Consider the following 23,536-nt stretch of genomic DNA (forward strand, 5'->3'; position numbering starts at 1 on the left):
AGGTGCTAGAAGAATGACCCCTCGCCCACCGCGGACGTCAGGAAGGGCGGGCGGTCCCCCGAGGGGATGGGGGTCGGCTAGGGGCGGCCCGGCGCTCGACCCCATCATGCCTGCTCCTGCGCGGCGGCAATGTCTTGCTGGGTCAGATACAGGCGCAAGTCGAACTCCAGCTGCCCGTAGCTAGGCTCCATATGCTGGCAGAGCTGATAAAAAGCCTTGTTGTGATCCAGCTCCTTCAAATGCGCCAATTCGTGCACGACGATCATCTTCAGGAACTCGGCCGGCGCCTCCTTGAACAGGCCGGCGATACGGATTTCGCGCTTGGCCTTGAGCTTGTTGCCCTGCACGCGAGAGGCCCGCGTGTGCGTGCCCAGCGCATGCTGAATGACCTTGAGCTTGGCATCAAAACAGACCTTGTTCAGCGGCTCGGCATTGCGCAAATAGCGCAGCTTTAAGTCCTGCGTGTAGTCGAACAAGGCTTTGTCGCTGCGGACCTCATGCCCAAGCGGGTAGCGACGCGCCAGCAGCTCACCGAGCCGCCCGGCGTCGATCAGGGCTTGAACTTGCTGCAGAGTTTCGGCCGGATAGCCGGCCAGATACTTCAATGACTTCACTGCGACCTTAGGGTTTTGCGGGGACTTCGTAGTTTTCGCCGATCCAGGACTCAAAACGCTCACACATGGCGGCTTCGCCGGCGCTGCTGTCGGCCAGCAACTGTTCGCCGTGGACGATGCGGATATGCGCATCGAGCGTGGCCGGCACCGCCTCGGAATAGGCGCGCGTTGCCGCTGCAGCCAAGCTGGCCTGCGCCTGAGCCCAGCAAGATTCAACCGACTGGTTGCAAGCCTCGGCCAGATAGCGGGCCGAGAAGCCCTCGCCGGTCAGGCTGCGCAGCGTTGCGTCGTGGTCAATGCTGTTGCCGGGCTGCCAGTAATGCTCGGCCAAGAGCGGGCCAATCGCTCCGTTGTCGGTCAGAAAGCCATGCTCACGCAAAAAGAAGGCTCGGGTTTGATAGACCGCCATATGGGCAAGCAAATAGCCCTGGTAGCTGGCCGCCGACTCTTGATTGAGCAGATGCGGGATCGCCAGCAATGGGCGTGGGCTGACCACACCCAGCACCCGATGCTCGGTCGCGCGGGCCAAGGCCAGCACTGCCTCCGCCGTCAGTTCCTCATCAGCCATGGCATAGAGCGCGGCTTCAAAATAGGGCACAACCGCAATCGAACGTTCATCAAAAGCTCGCATGGGCTGGCTACTGGCGATGCGGTCATGGATCAGCTGATCAGGGATGACCTCACCGGCCGCATTCTTGGCATAACGCTTGAGCCAATCGGCATCACCGAGCAGGCTGTCGCAGAACATCGACTGCGTTTCAGCATAAGCCATCGAGGTCGGAGCGAACTCCTGAGAGAAGCAAGGCGAGTTTTGCGCCACATTGGCGAAATGCGCGGCGTGGCCGCCCTCGTGGAACAAGGTATTGATGGCGCGCAGGCCGCTGCCCATCTGGTCGGGCTTGGCCTCGGCGGTGAAGTTGATATGCCCCGGCACCCACTCGCCCTGCTCATTCACATAGCTGGGCACAGGCCCGTGGCAAAAGCCGTTTTGATACTTGCCCTTGCGCTCCAGCAGATCCAACTGCATGGTCGCCCCTCGGTACTGAATGCCCAGGCGCCGAAACGATTCGACCCAGCGCCGCAAGGCCGGCCCGAAAGGCATGTATTCATCCATGCGGCGCACGACGTCGCCGCTGGAATAAAAACGCAGATTCCAGGGCGCCAACGCGTCCGCGCCGTGGCGGGCCTGCAGATGGCCCAGCGTGCGCGCATGCGCTTCATCGGTGCGGGCGACAAAGTCATCCAGGATGGCACTCAGCTGCGCCGGCGTCATGCGCTCGTTCTTGCGCAGCTTGAGCTCGAAATAGTTGTCGAAGCCCAGCGCACGCGCAAAGCGATTGCGCAGTTTGACCAGCTCTAAAAAGCCATTGGCCAAGACCCAATGCTCGATCTCTTGAAAACCCGCAAACGAGCTGCGCCGGCTGGCCTCAACCGGATTGGTCGCCAAATTGGTGGCCAGCATCGTCAGCGAGGCAACTTCCATCTGCCCTTGCTGGTTCAGGTGCGTGGGCTGCAGATCGCGCTTTTTGGCAAACAGAGCCGCCTCAGCTTGAATGATCTCGCTCATCAGCGTGCGTGCGGCGTCGTTGTCGATGATATTGGCCTCGAACAGCGCCAGCCAGCCCTTCAGCCCGTGCAGCAGTGGCGCGTCTTGCTCCGCCACAGGCAAGGCTTGCAGCGCCGCGATATGGTCCCGCGTACGGCTCAGTTTGGCCGGATCGGAGATGAAATCCTTGTAAGCGCCTTCGGCCACGGCAAAACCGGCCTGGTCGTCGCTGGTGGCCATATAGGTGGCCCAAAACAGGTCTTCCTTGGTCTTGTGGACCGCGTTGTAGTCGCTGTTCAGTTGTTGGAAGAATGCACGGGCTGTTGCTTGGGCGGTCTGCATGAAGGCGATGCTCTTGTGGAGTCTGCGAGGGCCGAGAGCATAGCGCCTGCGGGCCATTTTCCGCATTTTCGGCATTTCTGGGATGATGATGGCAATGGCAAAAGGTTTCAAAATCACGCTGGCGGGCGAATCCTCCGTCTTCTGGGCCGAGCCCGGCCTGACGGTCTTGCGCGCTTCGCTCAGAGGTGGGGGTGGGCTGCTGAGCTCCTGCCGCAACGGCACTTGCCGCGCCTGCCAATGCCGGCTTCTAGAAGGCGAGATCGCTTATGTGATCGACTGGCCGGGGCTGAGCGCCGAAGAAAAGGCCGAGGGCTGGTTTCTGCCCTGCGTCGCGCAGGCGCGCAGCGACCTGGTTTTGCTGCGGCCCACCGAAGCCTGATCCAGCCGCAGGCTCAGGCTCAGGCTCAAGCTCAAGCTCAAGCTCAAGCTCAAGCTCAGGCCATCAGGTTTGAGCTTGCGAAGTCGGTGCGTCTTGCGCGGCGGCAGGTGCTGCCAGGGCAGCAGCCTCCAAGGCGGCGGCTTCTTCCTCGCGCTGTTTGCGGGTTTCCGCCAGGTAATGTTCTTCGATGAAGTTCTTCTCCACCAAATTGCGGCGCAAGGAGTCTTCAAGCTCCTCGACCCGGCCGTTCAATTTCTCGATCTCCTTCTCCAAATGCTTGCGGGCATCGTCGAGATCGCTCGGTTGGTTTTGATCGGGCTCTTCCCCATCGTGTTGCGGTGGGTCGGCCGACAAAACAGCCAGATCGCGCCGCAGTTTTTCGATCGTCTCCCCGGCCTGCGCCAGTTGCTCGCGCTGCGCCTTGGCTTCGCGCTCAAGCTTTTTCAAGGCACCAGGGTCCACCGCTGCTGCTGCCACGCTTGGGCTGGCCGCCGTCGCGTCGGGGTTCAGGGCCAGAGTCTCCAACTCGCGCTGCAAGCGCGCGGCAGTCCGCTCGGCCCGCTCGGCGCGGGTTTCCGCCATGCCGTGCTTCTCTTGCCACTGCTGCATCTGCGCGCGCGCTTGTTCGGCGCGTTGACGGGCCGCGTTGATCTCGGCCTGGTCATTGAGTGTCTGGCTGGTCCGGGAGCGAAAGTTGTTGAGCAGCCGCGAGCTTTCCTCCAGCCGCTCGCGGGCCTGCGCCAACTCCAGCTGCACGCGGCGGCGCTGCGCCACCATACGCTCGACCTCATTGCGGTGGCTGCGCTTGAGCGCCTCCAGACCCTCTTCATTCATATCGCTGGCATGTTCGGGCCAGGGCAGACGGTCCACCCCGTCCTTGTCGGCCCCGGCTGCATCCGTGCTGCCGTCCAAGCCGAAGGTATTGAGCAACTGCCGCATCAGCAAGGGCAACTCGGTCAAGCCACGCATGTCTGCCGGGGAAAAATGATCGCCTCCACCGGCACCCCCTGAGCCCCCGCCCAAACCGCGCTCTGCCACCCGCATCAATTCATTCGAGGCCGACTTCATCGCTCGGCCGGCTTCGCGGGTTTCCCGCAGCGCATTGACGATATGGATGTGATTACTTTCCTCGTAGCGGGTCATGCGCCAATAAGTGCCAATGACCACGATGATCACAATCACATTGGCCAGGAATAGCGACAAGGCCGCGAGGTTTTCAAGCGTGAGCGCCATTTCGCAAGTCTCCGGGATCAGATCAACACAAAAGCGAGCCGGCCTTCGCCGTAACCCGGCACCGAAAGCCGGTAGTCGCTACGCCCATGGCCGCGCGCCATTAAAGCCCCCATCTTCTCGAACGGTTTGCTCATCAAATTGGCCACCTTCAGCGCCACCTCGGGCGAGCCCTTGGACTTGACCAACAGGCCCGCAGCGGAATGCATGAATTGATCGGCGAACTTCATCATCTCGGCCGTGGGCGCGCCCACCTGCATGGACGCCCTCACCGGCGCGGGCTGCATCTGCGCCCCGCCGCCACCCAGGATGCAGCAGCAGTTGACGTCCAGCACGCCCAGCGCATGCGGCGTTTTGTGGCCGGCCGCCACATACATGGCCAAGTTGTGGGGCAGCTTGAGATCGCTCATTTGCTGGCCCGGGGCGGGGATCAGCCGAAACGGAATGTCATGCAAAAAAGACTTGACCAGGCCGCTCAGCGCTTCGGCCGAAGCCAGGGCCGGCGCTGGACCGGGCGGCGCTTGCAACTCGGCCAAGCGCGGCGCCAAGGCGCTCTTCACCTCACGCAGCAAATCTTCGTCCTTGAAGGGCTTGTTGATCACGAACAGCGCGCCGTTGCTGCGTGCCTGATCGAGGTGTCGGGTGGCAGTTTCGGTGGTGACGAAACCGACCTTGATTTCATGCCGGCCAATTTGGCGCAGCGTCTGCAGCAATTCCAGGCCGCCGATCTTGGGCATATGCCAATCGGAGATCACCAGGTCGGGCTCAAATGCACTCACCAGACGCAGCGCTTGTTCCCCGTCCATGGCCAACTCGATCATCAAGGGCCCCAGCCCCCCGGTTTGCAAGACCCGCTGGATGATGGCTTGAATGGCCCGACTGTCATCAACAATCAGGACACGCAGCGGAGCATGTGTGGCTGTTTGCATGGTTTTAGTTCTCGCTAGAAAGGCCGCCCGCTTGACTCGCATCGCTGGCGGATGCGTCGTCCCTTTGGGCATGAATATCGGTCAGCATCACCGCCAGCCTTTGGGCCTGGTCAGCGGAAACAAACAAAGCGCGCGTTTCGCCCGAATGACTGAAGGCCTGCCATTGCGGCTGGCTGAGCATTTCGGGCAGACCCAAACTGGTCAGACTGTTGTCCTCCAGGCATTGCAGCAAACAGGCGCTGAGAATATTGCACAGCTCCATCCCGGCATCTTGCACATCGGCGGGCTGCAGCTGCTCGCTGGGCAAGCCGAACATGGCCGCTGCAAGTGCTTGCGCATCGGCCGCGCCCAGCATCAGCAAAACCAAGGCATGCGGGTGGCTGGAAAAACCGGTGATGCAATCGGCAATGGGCAGTGAAAAACAGGCGTCGTCGGCGCGCAAACTCGGCAAGCATGCGGCCGCGACAAAAGGGCAGGTCTTGCCGCTCAAGCCCGCCCATACATCGGTTAATTTTGTTGCGACGACCGCTGCTTGCACGCGAACACTCCGTGGCGAATGCGCAGTGTGCACCGATTCCGGCGCGCCGCAAACGCCGAGGAGTTACGGGCTAGGCAGGCTGTTTGGGCTTTCACTGCGCCCTTGCTCACCAATACTCGCTATCCAGGGATATGAATCGAGCGCCCGAAAACTGCGCAGCGGGTGCGGCGGGCACTGGATAATCCCTGCCTCTTGCGTGGCCGGCGCAATTTGTTGATGGCCCCGTTGATTTGATCGCCAACCGGCTCGCCCCATGCACCGAACCATTTTCACCACGCCTGTCATCAACAGCTTGCTGCGCGGCGCCTCGCTGGCCTTCCTCAAGCTCAAGGGCTGGAAGATCGAAGGCAGCCTGCAGCCTGGCCAAGCCAAATGCGTGTTGATCGCTGCGCCGCACACCAGCAACTGGGATTTGCCCTACACCTTGATGGTGGCCTTCGCGCTGCGGCTAACGCCGTATTGGATGGGCAAGAGCCAGATTTTTCGCTGGCCTTTTGGTGGCTTGATGCGCTGGTTGGGCGGTATTGCGGTGAACCGGGAGCAGTCGACAAATCTAGTCGCAGCCTCCGCCGCCGCCTTGGTGGCCGCAGATGGCCAAGTGCAGCTGATCGTGCCACCCGAAGGCACGCGCAGCAAGACCCGCTACTGGAAGACCGGCTTTTATTGGATCGCCCACACAGCGCAAGTCCCGATCGTGATGGCGTACATGGACTACCCTCGCAAACTCAGCGGCCTCGGGCCCGTGTTCACCCCGACCGGCGACATCGAGGCAGACATGGTCCGCATCAAGGCCTATTACGCGCAATTCAAGGGCAAGAACTGGCAACAGTTCGACCATCAATGAACGAGAACAATCCCATCAAGTCCAAAGACCCGCTGCACGGCCTGACGCTGGAGGCCATCGTGACCGCCTTGGTCGACTATTTCGGCTGGGAAGAGCTGGGGCAGCGCATCGAGATCAGATCGTTTGTGATCGACCCGAGCGTGGCCTCGAGCCTGAAGTTCTTGCGCAAAACACCTTGGGCCCGCACCAAGGTGGAGAGCTTGTACTTGTTCATGCTGCGCGAGCAAGCTCGCGAGCAACGCAACTAAATTCAACGCCCGTCGGGCAGCTCGATCTTCAGCTCCAGCACATCCAAATCGCCCTGATGCTCAAGGCTCACCTTGATGTCATCCGGGTCGATCTTCATGTATTTGGAGATCACCACCAGCAACTCGTTCTTCAATTGCGGCAGGTAGTCGGGGCTGGCGGTGCGGCCATTGCGCTCATGCGCCAAGATCAGCTGCAAACGCTCTTTCGCGACATTGGCGGTGGTCTTCTTCTCGCCCAGGAAGTAGCTCAGAAATCCCATCTCAAACTCCTCACTTGCCGCCAAACAAGCGCTTGAACAAGCTCGGCTTGATCGCCTCGACAAAGCGCATCGGACGCTCCTCGCCCAGGAAGCGGCGCACCACGTCCTTATAGGCCTCGGACACATCACTGCCCGCCATATGGATGGCTGGTGAGCCCTGGTTGGACGCCTGCAGCACGATCTCGGACTCAGGAATCACGCCGATCAGCGGCGTGCGCAAAATCTCATGAATGTCTTCCAGCGACAGCATATGGCCGCCCTCAACCCGGTTGGGGTTGTAACGCGTGATCAGCAGATGCTCCTTGACGGGCTCCTTGCCTTCGATGGCACGCTTGGTCTTGCTATTGAGCATGCCCAGGATGCGGTCCGAGTCGCGCACCGAGGAGACCTCGGGGTTGGTCACGACGATCGCTTCGTCGGCGAAATGCATGGCCATCAAGGCACCGGTCTCGATGCCGGCCGGTGAGTCGCAGACGATGAACTCGAAGTCCATCGCCTTGAGCTCTTCCAGCACCCGCTCGACGCCTTCGACCGACAGCGCGTCTTTGTCGCGCGTTTGCGAAGCGGCCAGGATAAACAGCTTGTCCAGTTGCTTGTCCTTGATCAGCGCCTGGTTGAGCTTGATCTCGTCATTGATGACGTTGATCAGGTCATAGACCACACGGCGCTCACAGCCCATGATCAGGTCCAGGTTGCGCAGACCGACGTCAAAGTCGATCACGCAGGTCTTGTGGCCGCGCAGGGCCAGGCCAGTTGCGAAGCTGGCACTGGTGGTGGTCTTGCCTACGCCGCCCTTGCCCGAAGTCACTACGACGATTTTTGTCATCGAATCAAATCCTTAAAAATTGATAGTTCCATGCGCCGCCAAAAAGTTCGGCGACCTGCTTGCATTCATTTCAAAGCTTGAGCGGCTCCATCACCAGCTTCTCGCCTTCCAGGCGAATTTGCGCCGGCTTGCCAAACACCGTATCAGGCAAAGGGTTCTCGGTCGTGCGGTAGGTGCCCGCAATCGCGATCAGCTCGGCCTCCATGCTGGTGGCAAAAATGCGCGCATCGGTATTACCTTTGGCGCCGGCGATCGCCTTGCCGCGCAGCGGTGCGTAAACATGGATGCTGCCATCGGCAATGACCTCGGCGCCATGATTGACCAGCGCCAGCACCACCAGATCACCGCCCTTGGCATAGATCTGCTGGCCCGAGCGCAAGGGCTTGTCGATGATCATGGTCTTGGCCGCCTCAGCCGGCACTGCAACTTCACGGATCACTTCGCGGATCACCTCGACCCGAACCTCCCGCACTTCCCTCACCTGCTCACCCGCCTCAGTCGGCTCAAGCTCAGCCATTGACAGCGCAGCGTTGCCTTGAACGAAATCGGCTTCCGGCGAATCCGCCAGGCCCAGCGCCAGCGCCTGCGCCAGTTCTGCCGCATTGGCGCCGAGCACCGCCACCGGCTGCATCTTGTAGCCACGCAGCAAGTCCTGCAAAGCGGCAAGGTCGAGCGCGCCGCCTTGCGGCGCGTCGTCAAGATTCATTTGCGTCGGCGTCGCAGCATCGCCCGCCACCGCAGCGTCTGCCCGCACGAGGTGGGTCAGATCGATCAGCAAAGGTTCGTGGTTGAACATATCCGGCGTGTCGCCCAAGCGCGCATGCAGGGCAGCTGCCAGCACGCTCAAATCGGCCGACTTCAGAACCAAGGAGAGCAGGCTCAAAGAAGCGCTCTTCAACTCGAATACATCGGCTATTTTTGACGCCGTCCGACCTTGCTGTGTACCTTGCTGTGCCTGAGACATCGAGTGCTGCTGTTGTGCAAAGGGCGCGATTTTAGCCGCGCCGCGCGCCAGCATCCCTAGGCGTTGCCCCCAAGCCGCGTCATACATTTGCGACAAAATCAGGCAAGGCAACAAACTTCCAACGCTATCAAGCACTTAGCGCGCCTTTGCGGAAGCAACCCACATAAATATCCACAGGCAATGTGGAAAAAACAGTCGCCTTTGCACACCATGTGTCACCGTTTTTCGTGACATTTGCCACTGCAGCCTTGACTTATCCCCATTTCACGCCAAGGTCAAGCACCGGGGAGGGATTTTTGTAACAGCCCGAAGCGGAGCGAGGCGAGCACGCTAAGTACTTGATTTATATAAGACTGGGGACAGTGCTTCGAAATGAGGCAGGCTAAGCCCAAGCGCGTCATTTCAAGGGCTTGACGCCGGCAGACAAGGCTTGTCCACAAAGTTATCCACAGCAAAGGTGGATAGCCTTTGAAGCCCTTAAAAATCATAGACTTAAGCCGCGTGTCTCAACTCAAATGGAGCATTCGACGCTAAGTCAACAAGGCCAAAAGGAGGCGCTGCGCAAACATCGACAGCGGGAATAAGCGCTCGCAGCGGTTACAGTGAAGGCAAATCCGCGCCTCGCGGACTCTTGCAGGAGCACAGCATTGGCAACACCCAACTACTCATACGAAAAACGCCAGCGCGAATTGGCCAAGAAGCGCAAGGTTGAAGAAAAGCGCCAGCGCAAAATCGGCGGCAAGGTTGACGGCGATGGCCAGCCTGCCGAAGGCGGTGAGACCGCTGAAGGCGACTCTGCAGGCGAGGCCACTGCGAACCCGGACACCCCTCCCGCTGCCACCTAAGCATCAATCCTGGGCGAGACTTGACCGGGTCTTGATCACCCGGTCGCAAAGCTTGGCCCGGTGTTTTAACGCGGTGAAGCCAAGACCTGGCTCGCGCAGGCCCTAAAATGCCGGCCTGCCCGGCACTGCTGTCGGGACCGCAAAGACACCATGACCCGTAAGCTCTTCGTCACGACCGCCCTGCCCTACGCCAACGGCAACTGCCATATTGGCCACATCATGGAATGGACCCAGGCCGATATCTGGGTTCGCTTCCAGCGCATGCGCGGCCAGCAAGTGAATTTTGTTTGCGCCGACGACGCGCATGGCGCACCCATCATGATCGCGGCCGAAAAAGCCGGCATCACGCCACAAGCCTTCGTCGCCAATATCGCCGCCGGCCGCAAGACCTATATCGACGGCTTTCACATCAGCTTCGACAACTGGCACTCGACCGACGGGCCCGAGAACCACGAGCTGAGCCGCGATGTTTACCGCGCACTGCGTCGCAATGAGTTGATCGACGTGAAGACCATCGATCAGTTCTTCGACCCCGAGAAGCAGATGTTTCTGCCCGACCGCTTCATCAAGGGCGAATGCCCGAAATGCGGCGCCAAGGATCAGTACGGCGACTCCTGTGAGGTCTGCGGCGCGGTCTACACGCCGACCGAGGTGAAGAACCCGTTCTCGGTGCTGTCCGGTGCGACGCCGGTGATGAAGAGCTCCGAGCATTACTTCTTCAAGCTCAGCGACCCACGCTGCGTCGCCTTCCTGGAAGAATGGACGCAAACACCGGGGCGCCTGCAGCCAGAGGTCTTCAACAAGATCAAGGAATGGTTTGCCAAAGATGACGAGGGCAAAGGCGGCTTGGGCGACTGGGACATTAGCCGTGATGCCCCCTACTTCGGCATCGAGATTCCGGACGCTCCGGGCAAGTATTTCTACGTCTGGCTGGACGCGCCGATCGGCTATCTGGCCTCGCTGAAAAACTATTTCGCCAAGACCGGCGGCGACTTTGACGCCTATATGGCCGACGAGACGGTGGAGCAAATCCACTTCATCGGTAAAGACATCACCTATTTCCACACGCTGTTCTGGCCCGCGATGCTGCATTTCAGCGGCCGCAAAACGCCCAACCATGTCTATGTCCATGGCTTCATGACCGTCAACAACGGCGAGAAGATGAGCAAGAGTCGCGGCACCGGCCTCGACCCGCTGAAATATCTGGGCCTGGGCCTGAACGCCGAATGGCTGCGCTACTACATCGCGGCCAAGCTGAACGCCAAGGTCGAGGACATCGACTTCAACCCGGAAGACTTCTGCGCCCGCATCAACAGCGATCTGGTCGGCAAGTACATCAATATCGCCTCGCGCGCAGCCGGTTTCCTGGCCAAGCGTTTTGACGGGCATCTGTCGGGCGACCTCGGCGTCGAGGGCCGCACGCTGCTGGACGGCTTGCGCGCGCATGCCGATCAAATTGCCGAGCTGTACGAGGAACGCGAGTTCGGCAAGGCACTGCGCGAGATCATGCTGCTGGCCGACCGGGTCAACGAATATGTGGACCAGAACAAGCCCTGGGACCTGGCCAAGAAGGAAGGCATGGACGCCGTGCTGCACGATGTTTGCAGCGTCTGCATCGAGGCCTTCCGCCTGCTGACGATTTATCTGAAGCCGGTCTTGCCGGAACTGGCCGCCAAGGTTGAGGCCTTTTTGCGCATCGAGCCCTTGCAATTCGCCGACGCGGCGCGTGCGATGGGCCCGCACCAGATCGGCAGTTACCAGCATCTGATGCAACGCGTCGATGCCAAGTTGCTGGACGCCTTGTTTGAGGCGCCCGAAGCGCCCAAGGTCGTGCCAGGTGGCGAGGAACTCGCACCCGAGATCAAGATCGATGATTTCTCCAAGGTCGATCTGCGAATTGCCAAAATCGTCAAGGCCGAGCATGTGGAGGGTTCGGATAAGTTGCTGCGCCTGACGCTGGACGCCGGCGAAGGCCGCATGAGAAATGTCTTCAGCGGCATCAAGAGCGCCTACAAGCCCGAGCAGCTGGAAGGCAAGCTGACCGTGCTGGTGGCCAATCTGGCGCCGCGCAAGATGAAGTTCGGCATCAGCGAAGGCATGGTGCTGGCCGCATCGCATGCCGACGAGAAGGTCAACCCCGGCATCTTTGTGCTGGAGCCCTTCCCAGGCGCGCAACCCGGTATGCGTGTGCGCTAAGGCGCCCGGCTGGCCAAGCCTTCGCAAGGCTAAACTCCCAACAACCACTAACGCTTTTGAGCCACCGCCATGCCATTGTTCTGGAAACCCTACAAGTCCGAAGTCAGCAGCTTCATCGATGAATTGAAGGCCAAGAAGCCAACGCTGGAGCAAGAACAGCGCGCCGGTCGTGCGCTGCTGTGGGAAAAGCAGGTGGACCGCGCCGAGCAAGCGGACTTCCGCGCCGCGCGGGTCGCACAACAGGCCTACGTCTACCAGACCAGCGCCAAGTAAGTGTTGTCCGGCGAATGAGCGCCGCCCCCGACAGCACGGCAGCCCATGCAGCCCTGCTGAGCTTGCCCGAGCTCGACCCCTTGGCGCCCGCCTTGGCCGGCTTGCCCGAGACGGTGGACAGCGTGGCCGTCGCGCGACTGTACGGCGAGCCCCTGTTCCAGATGCCGCTGGATCTGTACATCCCGCCGGACGCGCTGGAGGTGTTTCTAGAAGCGTTCCAGGGCCCGCTGGATCTGCTGATCTACCTGATTCGGCGCCAGAATTTCAATATTCTGGACATCCCTATGGCCGATGTGACGCGGCAATATCTGAGCTATGTCGACCAGTTGCGCAAGCACAATCTGGAGTTGGCGAGCGAGTATTTGCTGATGGCGGCGATGCTGATCGAGATCAAGTCTCGCATGTTGCTGCCGCCCAAAAAGACCGACGACGGCTCAGAGCCGGAAGACCCCCGGGCCGAGTTGGTGCGACGCTTGCTGGAGTATGAGCAGATCAAGCTGGCTGCTGCCCGCTTGGGCGCATTGCCGGTGGCCGGGCGCGATTTTCAGCTCGCGCAAGTGCATATTGAACAGTCGCTGCAGCCGCGCTTCCCGGACGTCAACGCCAATGATTTGCGCGATGCCTGGGCCGATATCTTGCGCCGTGCCAAGCTCAACCAACATCACAAAATTACCCGCGAGCAGCTGTCTGTTCGCGAGCATATGAGCATCGTGCTGCGCCGCCTGCAGGGTCAGAAGTTTCTGGAATTCGAACACCTGTTCGACGTCAGCCGCGGCCAGGCGGTGCTGGTGGTGACCTTCATTGCAATGCTGGAATTGGCACGTGAGCGCCTGCTGGAAATTACCCAGGCCGAGGCCTTTGCGCCCATCTATGTGCGGCTGGCCTACAGCCCTAGCTGAAAGCCCGCCCCCTCAAGACGCGGCGCCACCACGCCAGGTGGAGAACATGGTTTCGGGTTGGTGCTGAACCATTTGACCTACCGCCAGCACTGCCTGGGTACGCGAACCCACACCAAGGGCTTTCAACACGGCCGCGACATGATCTTTGACCGTTTCAACGGTAATGCCCAATTCGCGCGCAATGATTTTATTGGGCTTGCCCTGTAACAGCAGCGCCAACACATCGGTCTGGCGAGGCGTCAGGGCCAAGCTTTCAAGCCCGGTTGACGCCTGGTAATTCGAGGCCATCGCCTGCTGCTGAATTTGCGCCAGCTTGGCTTGCGTGCTGCCCGCTTTGCCGCTAGTCGCAACACTGGGCTCGGCTCCTAAATTCATCGGTGGCACATAAATACCGCCGGCCATCACCAGTTTCAGCGCCTGGGAAAGCAGCTCGGTGCCGGCGCGTTTGGGCACAAAACCCATGGCGCCTTGGTCGATGGCGCGAATCACATCGCTGGCACGGTCCGAGGCTGAAATAACCACCACGGGCAGGGCCGGATATGCGGCCCGGAATTCATCCAGCACGTCAAAGCCACTGGCGTCCCCCAACTGCAAATCCAGCAACACCAAATCAAAATCAGCGTGCTTGCCGAGCTCCAGCCTTGCGGCGGCGGCGCTGTCCGCGCCTATCACCTCGACGCTTTCGTCCAGTCCCTCAATGACGGTCTTCAACGCCGACAAGATCAAGGGGTGATCATCAATGAGCAAGACCTTCATGCGCTCACCTTTTGCTGGCTTTGTGTCTGTGTATTCATATGGGTGCAAATGATAGGTCAGGCAGCTCACTTTGGGCCTCGCCCTCTTGTGTGATTTGAGCTGATCTTGAGTGAGATGGGGCGCTCGTCAACTCAGGCAGAACCGCCCTCCAGCCAAGCAGTCAAAGCCTGCCATTGCTGCAGGTCACGCTCGACGCGGCTGGGTGCCACGTCCCAGATCGTCAGCCCACGCGCCGCCAACTGCACATAGTTTTGTGTGTCACGCAGCAGGCCCAGCACCGGCACCGCCAGCTCGGGCAAAAAATCTTGCAACTGTTGTACCGACAGAGTGCCTTCCTTGGCACGCATGCCGACGATGGCGAGTTGCGGATGTCGGTCCGCCCCAGCGCTTTCGGCACGCAGTTCCTGCAGCCTGTTCACAAAATCGTAGGTAGCCTGGATATCAAACAAGCTCGGCTGCAAGGGGATCAAAATCTTGTCCGCCAGCTTATAGAGCGCGCGCAGCTTCTTGCCGCTTAGGCCCGCGGGGCTGTCCATCACCACATGGCTGACGCCCTTGGGGGGTTTGACGGTTTGCTCGCCGTCGAAGTCCCAGCCCTGGATAGTGGGCAAGTCGGCCGAGCGAAGCGCCAGCCAGCGGCGCGCCGACTGCTGCTTATCCACATCACCCAACATCACCGCATGACCGCGCCGCGCCAAATACCCGGCCGTGTTGGTGGCGACCGTGCTTTTACCCACACCGCCCTTGGGATTGGCGATCAAGATCACAGGCATGACAAGTACTCCTAGCTTCCGATTCAGGCCGGCAATGTTAGCCGCCCGCTTGCTACACGCAGTTGATTCACGCAGCATGACGAGCTGGACCGGGCACGGACGCACAGCGCATGCTGCGACAATAGTCCCATGTTTGCCCCCTCCCAACTCGACGTTCGACGTTTTTTTTGCGCTACTTATCGCAAGCTGCGCGAGCAGTTACCCCTGATTCCGATGGAGGCGATCGCGGCCGAATGGATAGAGCAGCATCCCGAATACCATGCCGAGCTGGCCGATGAGGAAGCCGCCTTGGCGGCTGTCTACAGCGTCGAGGACGGCCGCACCAACCCCTTTTTGCACCTATCGATGCACCTGACCATCAGTGAGCAGCAGTCGATCGATCAGCCCCACGGCATCGCGCAGGCAATCCAATTACTGGCCGCCAGACGCAACTCTTTGCATGAAGCGCATCATGCGGCGATGGAATGCTTGGGGGAAATGATTTGGGCCTCGCAGCGCAGTGGCCTACCCCCAGATGGTCATCAATATCTGGACTGCGTCAGCAAAAAAGCCACGCGTCGCTAGCGTGGCTTTTTGAATCGGGAGCGTGTTCCCGCGCTCTTATTTGGCGCCCATTCAAGTCTCATCAGACCTGAATGGAACCTCCCAAGGCTTTGCGCTCGTTTTTGCCCGAGGCCGAATACAGGCCGGTGCTTTCACCCGGCATCAACACATCAATGGCTCGGTCCAACGCTGCCGTGGCGCGAGCCAGTGACTCGCGCTGAGCCGCCACACGGCCACCTGCCAGCGCCAAACGATGGCGCAAATTAGGCGGCACCGAGCCACTGCGGGCCGCGTCACTGAAGCACGAAATTGCTTGTGCCAGGGCTTGGTGCAGCTTGGCTGCATATTGCTCGATCGCGCCGGTGTCGCGGCGCAGCAAGGCGTCGCCCAGCAAATTCAAGCAGCTCTCCACCTCCAACAAGGGCTGTTCAAGCTGCTGGCTGACCGCCGCGGCGTTTGAGTCTGAGGTGGGCAAAGCTTGCATGACAGTCCCCGCCATAAGGCGTTGAGAACGCGCTGATCCAGCGTTCAGGTCAAAGAGAAATTCGAGTCAACCATGTGCCGCGGCTTGCGCCACGGCTACGCTTCAATGCGGCGTCATTCGCCCAAGCATTTCTTGCGCATTGGCGATCAGTTTTTCCGCAATCACATTGGCATTCACGGTGAACTTTCCTTCCGTGATCGCCTGAGAAATGCGTCCGACCTTGGCCGCGTCAAAGCTGCCGTCATCGGGCACACCTTGCAAAAGCTGTGTCGCGTTGGTGGACAACTCCAGCTTGGCACTCGCCTCGGGCGTTTTTTTGCCTCCGACCGGAGCGCCGCCGCCATTGGCCGCTGTCCGCCCCGTTTGGGCCGCAGCGGGTTTGTCTACCCCCACCGGGGTTGACGAGAGTTCAGGACTGTTACCGATCTTCATGGTGCTCTCCACAGACTTGGCAAACGCCCAAGCCTTTCCAGGTTTTGATCAAGCAAGCGCAGATTCTCTCGAAACTGAGCGGCTTTTTCGGTATATCGACGCGGGCAAAGAATACTTTAGAACATTCGACAAAATAACACCCCTGCGTCATGGCGCCCAAGCCATGGCGACGAGACTGCCAAGCTGCCGGCCAACGCAGCGGAAGTGCGGCGCTCATAGCAGCATCTCCACATGACGTTCACCAACCACCCGGCCGGAAATGATCCGGCCATTTTCAAAACGAACCTTGACGCTCTGTCCTTCCAGTCCCGCCGTCATGGCTTGCCCTTCTCTAGCCACCGCAAAGCCCGAGCCCACGGCCCGCACCATCACGGTGTCCCCAGCGGCAAACCACTGACGCACCTTCAAACTGTTGCTGCGTACGGCTTCCCCGGCCGCCAAAGGGCGGATGAGCGTACGTCCGACCAGGCTGGTGGCATCCGAAAATACCGCCCCAGCCTCGGCCGCTATATCTATTTCGGCTGAACCAAGCAGAGCTTGAGTCAGCACAGCCCCGGCCGGCAAGGCGTCGGCCGCGACCAAGGCGCGCGCATAGACCTTGACCGTCACCGGCAGACTGACATTCCAGCGCACCGTCCCGTCTAGGCAGCGGATGCCAATACGCGTGCGACCCCACATGGGCAGGCCGGGTGGCAAATAGGCTTGCACCTGCTGGCAGGGTGCAAGTTTCAAACGCGGATCCAACCGGCCGACTTGTACATCGACTCGAGCCTGCGCCGGCATGCCTGCCCGCGCGCCCGCTTGAGCGATTTGTTGCACTTGCGCGCTCAATTCGGTGCTCAGCTCAGTATTCAGGCCACGCATGTCCTGGGCCATGCCAGTTGAGGAGCAGACAGCCAAGCCCAACAAAAAGCGCTTGCACCGACCCAGCATGCGGGCCGCGCGGTGGGCTCGCAGTTGGAGGGGGGTTGGGCGAAGCTTGAACATGTCTGGACTTTAGACCTCACCCTGCCCTGGCCTTGCTGCGATATGCACAGCAAAGCGCCTGCTTATTTCGCTAATGTTTTCAAAGGGCCACCAACACAATCCGTTCACATCGCCTATTCCCCCTTTTCGGCCCGCGGCCAAATCGAGGAATGCAGGGCACAAGCCTCTACTTGTGCCGGCCGCGACCCCTAGGAGCCGATCATGCTGAACCGAATTACCGATGCCCTGAACTTCCAGACCCAGGCCCTGACCCTGCGGTCGGAGCGGCAGCGTCTGCTGGCCAGCAATATCGCCAACGCCGATACGCCGGGCTTCCAGGCCAAAGACATGGATTTCGCCCGAGCTCTGCGCGAGGCAAGCTCCGAGAATGCCCAACCGGGCGCGCTGCGGACGACGCAAAGCGGCCATATGGCGCCGCCGGCCGGTGCGCGCAGCGAGTCGCAAAAGCTGTACTCCACGGCGGCACAAACCAATTTGGACAGCAACACCGTCGACATGGACCGCGAACGCGCCAACTTCGCCGACAACTCCGTGAAGTACGAAGCGACGCTGCGCTTCATCAGTGGCTCGGTGCGCACCGCGCTGGATGCGATGAAGTCGCATAACTCGGCATAACGCCGCCTGGTCTGCTTACTTGAGAACAGGAGTCCTCGATGTCAATGTTCCAAATCTTCAATGTCGCCGGCAGCGCGGTCAGCGCCCAAAGCCAGCGCCTCAATGTGGTGGCCAGCAACCTGGCCAATGCCGAAACCGTGGCGGGCCCTGACGGCCAGGCCTACAAAGCACGCCAGGTGGTGTTTCAGACCGCTTTGATGGGCGCGGGCAATGACCCGGCCAGCGCCGGCGTGCGCGTCAGCACCATCAGCGAAGACCAAACACCGGGTCGGCGCGTGCATGACCCCAAACACCCGAAGGCCGATGCCGAAGGCTATGTGACCTATAGCAATGTCAACACGGTCGAAGAGATGGTCAACATGATTTCGGCCTCGCGCTCTTATCAAAACAATATCGAAGTGATGAGCACGGCAAAAAGCCTCTTGCTCAAAACCCTGCAACTCGGTCAGTCCTGAGGACTGAATCAGAAAGCTCATCATGGCTGCAAGCGCTGTCTCCAACACCACGACGACCACCAAGGCTTCCACGGACTCGCTGATACCGCAAGGCAGCAAGAATGCGGCCGAAACGCAGGACCGTTTCATGAAGCTGCTGATCGCTCAGATGAAGAACCAGGACCCGATGAACCCTATGGACAACGCGCAGGTCACCAGTCAGATGGCGCAGATCGAGACGGTCACCGGCGTCAGCAATCTGGACACCAGCATCAAATCGCTGTCAGCGCAGTTCGTGCAGATGCAGGCGCTACAAAGCGTTTCGCTGGTCGGCCGCGACGTCAGCGTCGAAGGCAATCGTCTGCAGATGGATCAAGGCGTCGGCACCGGCGTGTTCGAAATCGGCGCGCCCGCAGACGCCGTCAAGCTGGAAGTACTCAGCCCCGGCGGCAATGTGATCGACACGGTGCAACTCGGTGCCCAAGGGGCCGGACGGCATAGCTTCGACTGGCAGCCGAGCGAAAACGACCCGAGCGCCAAGTACAACTTCCGCATCACCGCCACCAAGGGAACAGCCCCCGTGTCCAACACCACTTACAGCCTAGACAAGGTCCTTGCCGTGAATACCGGCGGCGCCAAGCTGCAGTTGCAGCTCCAAAACGCTGGCCTGGTTGACTACAGCAGCGTCAAGACTTTCGACTGATTTAACTCCCAACGCAGCACAGAACAAGGAACCATCATGAGTTTCCAACAAGGTCTATCCGGTCTCAACTCCGCCGCCAAGAACCTCGATGTCATTGGCAACAATATCGCCAATGCCGGCACTTACGGCGCCAAGTCTTCGCGGGCCGAATTCAAGGAGGTCTATGCCGGTGCGCTCAGCGGCGCCGGGGGCAGCCCTATCGGCATCGGCGTGACACTGGGCTCGGTCTCCCAGCAGTTCACGCAGGGCAATATCACGTCCACCGACAACCCCATGGATCTGGCCATCAATGGCGGTGGTTTTTTCCAAGTCGGCGACGGCAAGAGCCCGGTGTCTTACTCGCGCAATGGGCAATTCAAGGTCAGCCAAGAAGGCTTTATCGTCAACGGCGAAGGCTTCAAATTGCTGGGCTATCCGGCCGATGCCACCGGCGTCATTCAACCGGGCTTGGCACAAACCTTGCGCTTGCCGACCGCCGGCATCGCGCCCAAGCCCACCACCGAAGTCAAGATGGAGTTCAATCTTGACTCCAGGGCTTCCTATACAGGCAAGACAACAGACCCAGGCATCAACCTGAAAGACGCCAAGACCTATAACAACGCCACGTCGATGACCGCCTTTGATGCCAAGGGACAAAACGTTGCGGTGACCTTTTACTTCCAGAAAGTTCAGCCGGTCACAGGCCCCTTGGCTGACCCGCCGACCGACCCGGTTGACCCCTTGGAAACCACCAAATGGAATGTGTTTGCGACCGCCAATGGTGAGTTCTTCACCAAAGACTCGGCCGGTAATCCCATCCTCACAACGCCGGCCGATCCGGCCGCCATCCCGCCGACCGTGGCGCGGATGATTTCACCCTACACCACGCTCGAATTCGACCCCAAAGGGGGCAAGCCGATTTCACCCTTGACCGAATTGGCGATGCAAATACCCGCCACTTCCACAGTGACAGGGTCGAGCTTGGAGATCCTCGGTATCTCGCTGAACGTGCTGGGTGCCAGCGAAAACGGCTCCAGCTTTGGCGTGACGAATCTGACCCAAAACGGCTATGCCCCGGCCCAGTTGGCCGGCATCGTGGTCGAGGGAACGGGGGTCGTGACGGCGCGTTACTCGAACGGTCAATCCAAGCCTGCGGGTCAAGTCGAACTGGCCAATTTCATCAACCCGCAGGGCTTGCAACCGCTGGGCGGCAATCGCTGGGCGCGCACCTTGACCTCGGGTGAAGCGGTCGTGGGTGTGGCCGGTGACGGCAATCTGGGGCGCATTCAATCCGGCGCGCTGGAAGAATCCAACATCGACCTCACCGCCGAACTCGTCAATATGGTGACGGCGCAGCGCGCCTACCAAGCCAGCGCACAGACCATCAAAACGCAGGACCAGGTTCTCCAAACCATCGTCAACCTGCGTTGATGAATTTGTACGACCAATGCCGGACTGAAGGAGGCCCACCATGGACCGCATGATTTACCTCTCGATGGCCGGCGCCAAGGCCTCGATGCAGCGCCAAGACGTGCTCGCCAACAATCTGGCCAATGTCTCGACCAATGGCTTTCGCGCCGAGCTGCAGGCGTTCCGGGCGGTGCCGGTCAATGGTGACGGCGCCAGCACACGCGCCTATGCACTCGAAACCACCGTCGGCTACAACCCCAACGGCGGGCCGGTGCAAGCGACCGGGCGCAATCTGGACGTGGCCATGAAGGACAACGCCTGGTTGGCCGTGCAAGGCCTGGACGGCACCGAGGCCTATACCCGGGCCGGCTCGCTCGATGTCAATGCCGAAGGCCTGCTGGTGATGCGCAATGGCCTGCAGGTGATCGGCGACGGCGGGCCCATCACCGTGCCGCAGAACACCGAACTCGCCATCGGCACCGACGGCACCATCAGCGCCAAAGACAGCAAGGGCAAGACCAGCACCGTCGCCAAGCTCAAGCTCGTGACACCGGAGGCGCCTCTAACGCGTGGACCGGATGGTCTGTTCAGAGCCGCAGAAGGCGACTTGACCGCCAATGCTGACGCACGCCTGCAAGACGGCGCGCTTGAAGGCTCCAACGTCAGCCCGGTCGAGACCATGGTCGGCATGATTGCCGCCGCCCGTCAGTTTGAGCAGCAGATGAAGTTGCTGCAGATTGCCCAGACACAGGGCCAGCAGTCGGCCAAATTGCTCGGCTCCACCTAACGTCGATATTCAAGGACAATCATCATGATTCGCTCCCTCTACATCTCCAAGACCGGCATGGAAGCCCAGCAGACGCAGCTGGACACCATCTCGCAGAATCTGGCCAACGTCGCGACCAATGGCTACAAGCGTTCGCACGCCATTTTCGAGGACCTGATGTACCAGAACTTGCGCCAAAGCGGGGCCAACACGACCGAACAAACGCAGCTGCCCACGGGCTTGCAGGTTGGCCTGGGCGTGCGTCCCGTGGCGACTGCGCGCATCTACAGCCAAGGCAATTTGCAGCAAACCACCAATAATCTGGACATTGCCATCAAGGGCAGCGGCTTCTTCCAGATCCAGCAGCCGGACGGCACCACCGCCTACACCCGCGACGGCTCCTTTCAGCTCAGCTCGGCCGGCCAGATCGTCAACAACAACGGCTACACGCTGCTGCCGGGCATCACCATTCCCAATAATGCGCAGAGCGTGACCGTAGGCACCGATGGCACGGTCAGCATCACCGTGCCCGGCAATCCGACACCGCAAACCGTCGGGCAGATTCAGCTGGCCAATTTCATCAATCCGGCCGGCCTGGACCCAAAGGGCCAAAACCTGTTCACCGAAACAGCCGCTTCCGGCACGCCGACCAACGGCGCGCCAAGCTCGGACGGCTTAGGCGTGCTACAGCAAGGCTATGTGGAAACATCCAACGTCAATGTGGTGGAAGAGTTGGTGGCGATGATTCAAACCCAGCGCGCCTATGAAATGAATTCCAAGGCCATACAGACCTCGGACCAGATGCTGCAAAAGCTCGCACAAATTTGAGGCGCATCATGACTAACACTCGATTCTTTCGGCGCTCGGCCAAGATCAGCCTGGCACTCGGGCTCAGCGCCGCTCTGAGCGCTTGCGGCACGCTCTACCCCGTGCCCCAAGTCGACCTACAGCCCGGTCCGGTGGTGACACTGCCTTCACTGCCGCAAAACAGCCCCAGCAACGGTTCGATTTATCAGGCAGCCAGCTACCGCCCGCTGTTTGAGGACCACCGCGCACGCATCGCCGGCGACACCTTGATCGTGCAGATCGTCGAGAAAATCAGCGCCAGCCAAAGCTCGACCAGTGCCTTGAACAAGAGTGGCACGGTCAGCGGCGAGGTCACCGCCATCCCCTTCGTCAGCCCCAAGGCCTTCGCGCGCGCTTCGACCGCTGGCACTTCGGCCACTGTCGCGGCCGGCAAAGGCAGCAACGAGAACTCCAACAATTTCTCCGGCAGCATCACCGCGGTGGTGACGGCCGTGCTGCCCAACGGCCACTTGTTGATCAGCGGAGAGAAACAAATTGGCGTCAACCATAACGTCGATGTTCTACGTTTCTCAGGCCAGGTTGACCCGCACATGATCACGCAGGGCAACATCATTGCGTCGGCCTCGGTCGCCAATGTTCGGATCGAACAAAAGGGCCGCGGAGCCACCGCCGACATACATGGAATAGGCTGGTTCTCACGCTTCTTTTTGAACCTTTCTCCGATTTAAGTTTGCGCAGAATCGGTCGTAGAAGTCCCCCTTCACGACCATCATGCAAACCTCCTCAAAAACCCCCTCTTTCAGCGCCTTTGGCCCGATCATCACGGCCCTGCTGCTGCTCAGCAGCCTGCTTGGGTGGTCACAGCCGGCCCAAGCGGCCCGCATCAAAGAGGTCGCCTCCGTCCAGGGCGTTCGCAACAATGCCTTGACCGGCTACGGTTTGGTGGTGGGCCTGGACGGCACCGGCGACCAGACCACCCAGTCCCCATACACCGGCCAAAGCCTGTCTGCCATGCTGCAGCAGTTTGGTGTGACCCTGCCGCCTGGCGTGACGATTCAGCCCAAGAATGTGGCCGCCGTGATGGTGACCGCGCAACTGCCAGCCTTTGCACAACCGGGCCAGCAGATCGACATCACCGTGGCTTCGATCGGCAACTCCAAGAGCCTACGCGGCGGTACCTTGATTTCGACGCCTCTGCGCGGTGCCGATGGTCAGGTCTATGCAATGGCCCAGGGCAATCTGATCATCGCCGGCGCCGGCGCCGCAGCCGGCGGCTCCAAGGTCCAGGTCAATCACCTCAGCGCCGGCCGCATTCCCTCAGGCGCCCTGGTCGAGCGCAGCGTGGCCACCCCGCTGCAAAACAGCGACTTCATCCAACTCGACCTGAACTCCATCGACTTCACGACCGCCCGCGCCGTGGCACGCGCCATCAACAAGGCCAAAGGCGCCGGTGTGGCACAAGCCCTGGACGGCCGCGTGGTGCGCGTGCGCGCCCCGATGGACGCCGATGAGCGCGTCAACTTCATGGCCGATATGGAGAATCTCAGCTTCGAGCTGTCCGAGCCCGCCGCCCGCATCATCATCAACGCGCGCACCGGCTCGGTGGTCATCAACCAAGCCGTTACTTTGGCGGCCTGCGCGGTGGCGCATGGCAGCTTGTCGGTGACGATCAGCTCAACGCCGGTGATCAGCCAGCCCAACGCTTTGTCGGGCGGGCAGACCGTGGTCAGCGAAAAGACCGACATCGCCATCAAACAAGAACCCGGCAACTTGATCCAACTGCCGGCCGGTGCCAAATTGGCCGATGTGGTGAAAGCACTCAACTCCCTGGGTGCCACGCCGCAAGACCTCTTGGCCATTTTGCAAGCGATGAAGAGCTCGGGCGCCTTGAACGCCGAGTTGGAGGTAATTTGA

General features: G+C 60.5%; 29 protein-coding genes. 16 read left to right on the top strand and 13 right to left on the bottom strand.

What is annotated here, in order from left to right:
* Window positions 1–104: 104 nt before the first annotated feature.
* Both PRZ03_RS19375 and PRZ03_RS19380 read right to left on the bottom strand, forming a co-directional pair.
* Window positions 105–614, bottom strand: a complete 510-nt coding sequence (locus PRZ03_RS19375; RefSeq protein WP_273601886.1) for a M48 metallopeptidase family protein — start codon at window positions 612–614, stop codon at window positions 105–107.
* 7 nt (window positions 615–621) lie between these two features.
* The gene (locus PRZ03_RS19380) at window positions 622–2,502 is read right to left on the bottom strand and encodes a M3 family metallopeptidase (protein ID WP_273601887.1); all 1,881 of its coding nucleotides are present in this window, start codon (window positions 2,500–2,502) and stop codon (window positions 622–624) included.
* A gap of 94 nt (window positions 2,503–2,596) precedes the next feature.
* Here PRZ03_RS19380 and PRZ03_RS19385 point away from each other — a divergent pair, with 94 nt between their 5' ends.
* Window positions 2,597–2,881, top strand: a complete 285-nt coding sequence (locus tag PRZ03_RS19385) for a 2Fe-2S iron-sulfur cluster-binding protein (RefSeq protein ID WP_273601888.1) — start codon at window positions 2,597–2,599, stop codon at window positions 2,879–2,881.
* Between the two features lie 63 nt (window positions 2,882–2,944).
* Here the strand turns inward: PRZ03_RS19385 and PRZ03_RS19390 are convergent, their stop codons facing one another.
* The 3 genes from PRZ03_RS19390 to PRZ03_RS19400 are packed head-to-tail and all read right to left on the bottom strand — an operon-like array spanning window position 2,945 to window position 5,578.
* A complete protein-coding gene (locus PRZ03_RS19390) occupies window positions 2,945–4,114 on the bottom strand; it encodes a hypothetical protein (protein WP_273601889.1) in 1,170 nt (389 codons plus the stop codon).
* Window positions 4,115–4,131: 17 nt separating this feature from the next.
* On the bottom strand, window positions 4,132–5,040 hold the full coding sequence (locus tag PRZ03_RS19395) for a response regulator (RefSeq protein ID WP_263533433.1): 909 nt from the start codon (window positions 5,038–5,040) through the stop codon (window positions 4,132–4,134).
* 4 nt (window positions 5,041–5,044) lie between these two features.
* Window positions 5,045–5,578, bottom strand: coding sequence for a hypothetical protein (locus PRZ03_RS19400; RefSeq protein WP_263533434.1), 534 nt, complete (start codon window positions 5,576–5,578; stop codon window positions 5,045–5,047).
* A 253-nt stretch (window positions 5,579–5,831) separates the two neighbouring features.
* Here PRZ03_RS19400 and PRZ03_RS19405 point away from each other — a divergent pair, with 253 nt between their 5' ends.
* On the top strand, window positions 5,832–6,422 hold the full coding sequence (locus PRZ03_RS19405; RefSeq protein ID WP_263533435.1) for a 1-acyl-sn-glycerol-3-phosphate acyltransferase: 591 nt from the start codon (window positions 5,832–5,834) through the stop codon (window positions 6,420–6,422).
* Window positions 6,419–6,670 carry a VF530 family protein gene (locus PRZ03_RS19410; protein ID WP_273601890.1) on the top strand — a complete coding sequence of 84 codons (252 nt, stop codon included), beginning with the start codon at window positions 6,419–6,421 and terminating at the stop codon, window positions 6,668–6,670. Before PRZ03_RS19405 ends, PRZ03_RS19410 begins: the two co-directional genes overlap by 4 nt.
* Window positions 6,671–6,672: 2 nt before the next feature.
* Here PRZ03_RS19410 and minE read toward each other — a convergent pair whose 3' ends face one another.
* The 3 genes from minE to minC form a co-directional block, all read right to left on the bottom strand.
* Window positions 6,673–6,930: a cell division topological specificity factor MinE gene (minE, locus tag PRZ03_RS19415; protein ID WP_263533437.1), complete on the bottom strand. Its 258-nt coding sequence runs from the start codon at window positions 6,928–6,930 to the stop codon at window positions 6,673–6,675.
* 10 nt (window positions 6,931–6,940) lie between these two features.
* Window positions 6,941–7,756, bottom strand: coding sequence for a septum site-determining protein MinD (minD, locus tag PRZ03_RS19420; protein WP_263533438.1), 816 nt, complete (start codon window positions 7,754–7,756; stop codon window positions 6,941–6,943).
* Between the two features lie 70 nt (window positions 7,757–7,826).
* Window positions 7,827–8,720: a septum site-determining protein MinC gene (gene minC / locus PRZ03_RS19425; protein WP_273601891.1), complete on the bottom strand. Its 894-nt coding sequence runs from the start codon at window positions 8,718–8,720 to the stop codon at window positions 7,827–7,829.
* Between the two features lie 647 nt (window positions 8,721–9,367).
* Between minC and PRZ03_RS19430 the strand changes: the two genes are divergently transcribed.
* The 4 genes from PRZ03_RS19430 (at window position 9,368) to PRZ03_RS19445 (ending at window position 12,933) form a co-directional block, all read left to right on the top strand.
* The gene (locus tag PRZ03_RS19430) at window positions 9,368–9,565 is read left to right on the top strand and encodes a hypothetical protein (protein ID WP_273601892.1); all 198 of its coding nucleotides are present in this window, start codon (window positions 9,368–9,370) and stop codon (window positions 9,563–9,565) included.
* Between the two features lie 150 nt (window positions 9,566–9,715).
* Window positions 9,716–11,761: a methionine--tRNA ligase gene (metG, locus tag PRZ03_RS19435; protein WP_273601893.1), complete on the top strand. Its 2,046-nt coding sequence runs from the start codon at window positions 9,716–9,718 to the stop codon at window positions 11,759–11,761.
* Window positions 11,762–11,830: 69 nt separating this feature from the next.
* A complete protein-coding gene (locus PRZ03_RS19440; RefSeq protein ID WP_263533442.1) occupies window positions 11,831–12,034 on the top strand; it encodes a DUF3460 family protein in 204 nt (67 codons plus the stop codon).
* 14 nt (window positions 12,035–12,048) lie between these two features.
* Entirely contained in the window at window positions 12,049–12,933 is an 885-nt protein-coding gene (locus PRZ03_RS19445; protein WP_273601894.1) for a segregation and condensation protein A, read from the top strand.
* 12 nt (window positions 12,934–12,945) lie between these two features.
* Here PRZ03_RS19445 and PRZ03_RS19450 read toward each other — a convergent pair whose 3' ends face one another.
* Together PRZ03_RS19450 and PRZ03_RS19455 are read right to left on the bottom strand one after the other, a co-directional pair.
* Window positions 12,946–13,689 carry a response regulator gene (locus PRZ03_RS19450; protein ID WP_273601895.1) on the bottom strand — a complete coding sequence of 248 codons (744 nt, stop codon included), beginning with the start codon at window positions 13,687–13,689 and terminating at the stop codon, window positions 12,946–12,948.
* Window positions 13,690–13,820: 131 nt separating this feature from the next.
* Window positions 13,821–14,462: a ParA family protein gene (locus PRZ03_RS19455; RefSeq protein WP_273601896.1), complete on the bottom strand. Its 642-nt coding sequence runs from the start codon at window positions 14,460–14,462 to the stop codon at window positions 13,821–13,823.
* A 129-nt stretch (window positions 14,463–14,591) separates the two neighbouring features.
* On the opposite strand from PRZ03_RS19455, the gene PRZ03_RS19460 reads away from it, so the two are divergent.
* The gene (locus PRZ03_RS19460) at window positions 14,592–15,026 is read left to right on the top strand and encodes a DUF1841 family protein (protein WP_273601897.1); all 435 of its coding nucleotides are present in this window, start codon (window positions 14,592–14,594) and stop codon (window positions 15,024–15,026) included.
* A gap of 61 nt (window positions 15,027–15,087) precedes the next feature.
* Here the strand turns inward: PRZ03_RS19460 and PRZ03_RS19465 are convergent, their stop codons facing one another.
* The 3 genes from PRZ03_RS19465 to flgA form a co-directional block, all read right to left on the bottom strand.
* Window positions 15,088–15,489 (bottom strand): hypothetical protein, encoded by a 402-nt coding sequence (locus PRZ03_RS19465; RefSeq protein ID WP_273601898.1) that lies wholly within the window; start codon window positions 15,487–15,489, stop codon window positions 15,088–15,090.
* 102 nt (window positions 15,490–15,591) lie between these two features.
* Window positions 15,592–15,921, bottom strand: coding sequence for a flagellar biosynthesis anti-sigma factor FlgM (flgM, locus tag PRZ03_RS19470; RefSeq protein ID WP_263533448.1), 330 nt, complete (start codon window positions 15,919–15,921; stop codon window positions 15,592–15,594).
* A gap of 213 nt (window positions 15,922–16,134) precedes the next feature.
* Window positions 16,135–16,908, bottom strand: a complete 774-nt coding sequence (gene flgA, locus PRZ03_RS19475) for a flagellar basal body P-ring formation chaperone FlgA (protein ID WP_273601899.1) — start codon at window positions 16,906–16,908, stop codon at window positions 16,135–16,137.
* Between the two features lie 201 nt (window positions 16,909–17,109).
* Between flgA and flgB the strand changes: the two genes are divergently transcribed.
* Genes flgB through PRZ03_RS19515 form a run of 8 tightly spaced genes read left to right on the top strand, consistent with a single transcriptional unit; the run spans window position 17,110 to window position 23,536 of the window.
* A complete protein-coding gene (gene flgB / locus PRZ03_RS19480; RefSeq protein ID WP_263533450.1) occupies window positions 17,110–17,523 on the top strand; it encodes a flagellar basal body rod protein FlgB in 414 nt (137 codons plus the stop codon).
* Between the two features lie 38 nt (window positions 17,524–17,561).
* Window positions 17,562–17,978 carry a flagellar basal body rod protein FlgC gene (flgC, locus tag PRZ03_RS19485; RefSeq protein WP_263533451.1) on the top strand — a complete coding sequence of 139 codons (417 nt, stop codon included), beginning with the start codon at window positions 17,562–17,564 and terminating at the stop codon, window positions 17,976–17,978.
* 22 nt (window positions 17,979–18,000) lie between these two features.
* A complete protein-coding gene (locus PRZ03_RS19490) occupies window positions 18,001–18,660 on the top strand; it encodes a flagellar hook assembly protein FlgD (protein ID WP_273601900.1) in 660 nt (219 codons plus the stop codon).
* A 36-nt stretch (window positions 18,661–18,696) separates the two neighbouring features.
* On the top strand, window positions 18,697–20,070 hold the full coding sequence (gene flgE, locus PRZ03_RS19495) for a flagellar hook protein FlgE (protein ID WP_273601901.1): 1,374 nt from the start codon (window positions 18,697–18,699) through the stop codon (window positions 20,068–20,070).
* Window positions 20,071–20,110: 40 nt separating this feature from the next.
* The gene (gene flgF, locus PRZ03_RS19500; RefSeq protein ID WP_263533454.1) at window positions 20,111–20,836 is read left to right on the top strand and encodes a flagellar basal-body rod protein FlgF; all 726 of its coding nucleotides are present in this window, start codon (window positions 20,111–20,113) and stop codon (window positions 20,834–20,836) included.
* Window positions 20,837–20,860: 24 nt separating this feature from the next.
* Window positions 20,861–21,643, top strand: coding sequence for a flagellar basal-body rod protein FlgG (gene flgG, locus PRZ03_RS19505; RefSeq protein WP_273601902.1), 783 nt, complete (start codon window positions 20,861–20,863; stop codon window positions 21,641–21,643).
* Window positions 21,644–21,651: 8 nt separating this feature from the next.
* Window positions 21,652–22,350, top strand: coding sequence for a flagellar basal body L-ring protein FlgH (locus PRZ03_RS19510; RefSeq protein WP_263533456.1), 699 nt, complete (start codon window positions 21,652–21,654; stop codon window positions 22,348–22,350).
* A 43-nt stretch (window positions 22,351–22,393) separates the two neighbouring features.
* A complete protein-coding gene (locus PRZ03_RS19515) occupies window positions 22,394–23,536 on the top strand; it encodes a flagellar basal body P-ring protein FlgI (RefSeq protein ID WP_273601903.1) in 1,143 nt (380 codons plus the stop codon).

The sequence above is a fragment of the Roseateles albus genome (assembly GCF_028595345.1).
Taxonomy (GTDB): Bacteria; Pseudomonadota; Gammaproteobacteria; order Burkholderiales; family Burkholderiaceae_C; genus Paucibacter_A; species Paucibacter_A albus.

Coding starts and splice junctions, on each gene's coding strand:
- flgC (WP_263533451.1), top strand. CDS start 17,562: ATGTCAATGTTCCAAATCTTCAATGTCGCCGGCAGCGCGGTCAGCGCC.
- PRZ03_RS19515 (WP_273601903.1), top strand. CDS start 22,394: ATGCAAACCTCCTCAAAAACCCCCTCTTTCAGCGCCTTTGGCCCGATC.
- flgB (WP_263533450.1), top strand. CDS start 17,110: ATGCTGAACCGAATTACCGATGCCCTGAACTTCCAGACCCAGGCCCTG.
- flgA (WP_273601899.1), bottom strand. CDS start 16,908: ATGTTCAAGCTTCGCCCAACCCCCCTCCAACTGCGAGCCCACCGCGCG.
- PRZ03_RS19395 (WP_263533433.1), bottom strand. CDS start 5,040: ATGCAAACAGCCACACATGCTCCGCTGCGTGTCCTGATTGTTGATGAC.
- flgF (WP_263533454.1), top strand. CDS start 20,111: ATGGACCGCATGATTTACCTCTCGATGGCCGGCGCCAAGGCCTCGATG.
- PRZ03_RS19460 (WP_273601897.1), top strand. CDS start 14,592: ATGTTTGCCCCCTCCCAACTCGACGTTCGACGTTTTTTTTGCGCTACT.
- PRZ03_RS19450 (WP_273601895.1), bottom strand. CDS start 13,689: ATGAAGGTCTTGCTCATTGATGATCACCCCTTGATCTTGTCGGCGTTG.
- PRZ03_RS19440 (WP_263533442.1), top strand. CDS start 11,831: ATGCCATTGTTCTGGAAACCCTACAAGTCCGAAGTCAGCAGCTTCATC.
- minD (WP_263533438.1), bottom strand. CDS start 7,756: ATGACAAAAATCGTCGTAGTGACTTCGGGCAAGGGCGGCGTAGGCAAG.
- flgE (WP_273601901.1), top strand. CDS start 18,697: ATGAGTTTCCAACAAGGTCTATCCGGTCTCAACTCCGCCGCCAAGAAC.
- PRZ03_RS19455 (WP_273601896.1), bottom strand. CDS start 14,462: ATGCCTGTGATCTTGATCGCCAATCCCAAGGGCGGTGTGGGTAAAAGC.
- flgG (WP_273601902.1), top strand. CDS start 20,861: ATGATTCGCTCCCTCTACATCTCCAAGACCGGCATGGAAGCCCAGCAG.
- PRZ03_RS19385 (WP_273601888.1), top strand. CDS start 2,597: ATGGCAAAAGGTTTCAAAATCACGCTGGCGGGCGAATCCTCCGTCTTC.
- minE (WP_263533437.1), bottom strand. CDS start 6,930: ATGGGATTTCTGAGCTACTTCCTGGGCGAGAAGAAGACCACCGCCAAT.
- metG (WP_273601893.1), top strand. CDS start 9,716: ATGACCCGTAAGCTCTTCGTCACGACCGCCCTGCCCTACGCCAACGGC.
- PRZ03_RS19445 (WP_273601894.1), top strand. CDS start 12,049: ATGAGCGCCGCCCCCGACAGCACGGCAGCCCATGCAGCCCTGCTGAGC.
- PRZ03_RS19490 (WP_273601900.1), top strand. CDS start 18,001: ATGGCTGCAAGCGCTGTCTCCAACACCACGACGACCACCAAGGCTTCC.
- PRZ03_RS19390 (WP_273601889.1), bottom strand. CDS start 4,114: ATGGCGCTCACGCTTGAAAACCTCGCGGCCTTGTCGCTATTCCTGGCC.
- PRZ03_RS19465 (WP_273601898.1), bottom strand. CDS start 15,489: ATGCAAGCTTTGCCCACCTCAGACTCAAACGCCGCGGCGGTCAGCCAG.
- minC (WP_273601891.1), bottom strand. CDS start 8,720: ATGTCTCAGGCACAGCAAGGTACACAGCAAGGTCGGACGGCGTCAAAA.
- PRZ03_RS19380 (WP_273601887.1), bottom strand. CDS start 2,502: ATGCAGACCGCCCAAGCAACAGCCCGTGCATTCTTCCAACAACTGAAC.
- PRZ03_RS19405 (WP_263533435.1), top strand. CDS start 5,832: ATGCACCGAACCATTTTCACCACGCCTGTCATCAACAGCTTGCTGCGC.
- flgM (WP_263533448.1), bottom strand. CDS start 15,921: ATGAAGATCGGTAACAGTCCTGAACTCTCGTCAACCCCGGTGGGGGTA.
- PRZ03_RS19510 (WP_263533456.1), top strand. CDS start 21,652: ATGACTAACACTCGATTCTTTCGGCGCTCGGCCAAGATCAGCCTGGCA.
- PRZ03_RS19410 (WP_273601890.1), top strand. CDS start 6,419: ATGAACGAGAACAATCCCATCAAGTCCAAAGACCCGCTGCACGGCCTG.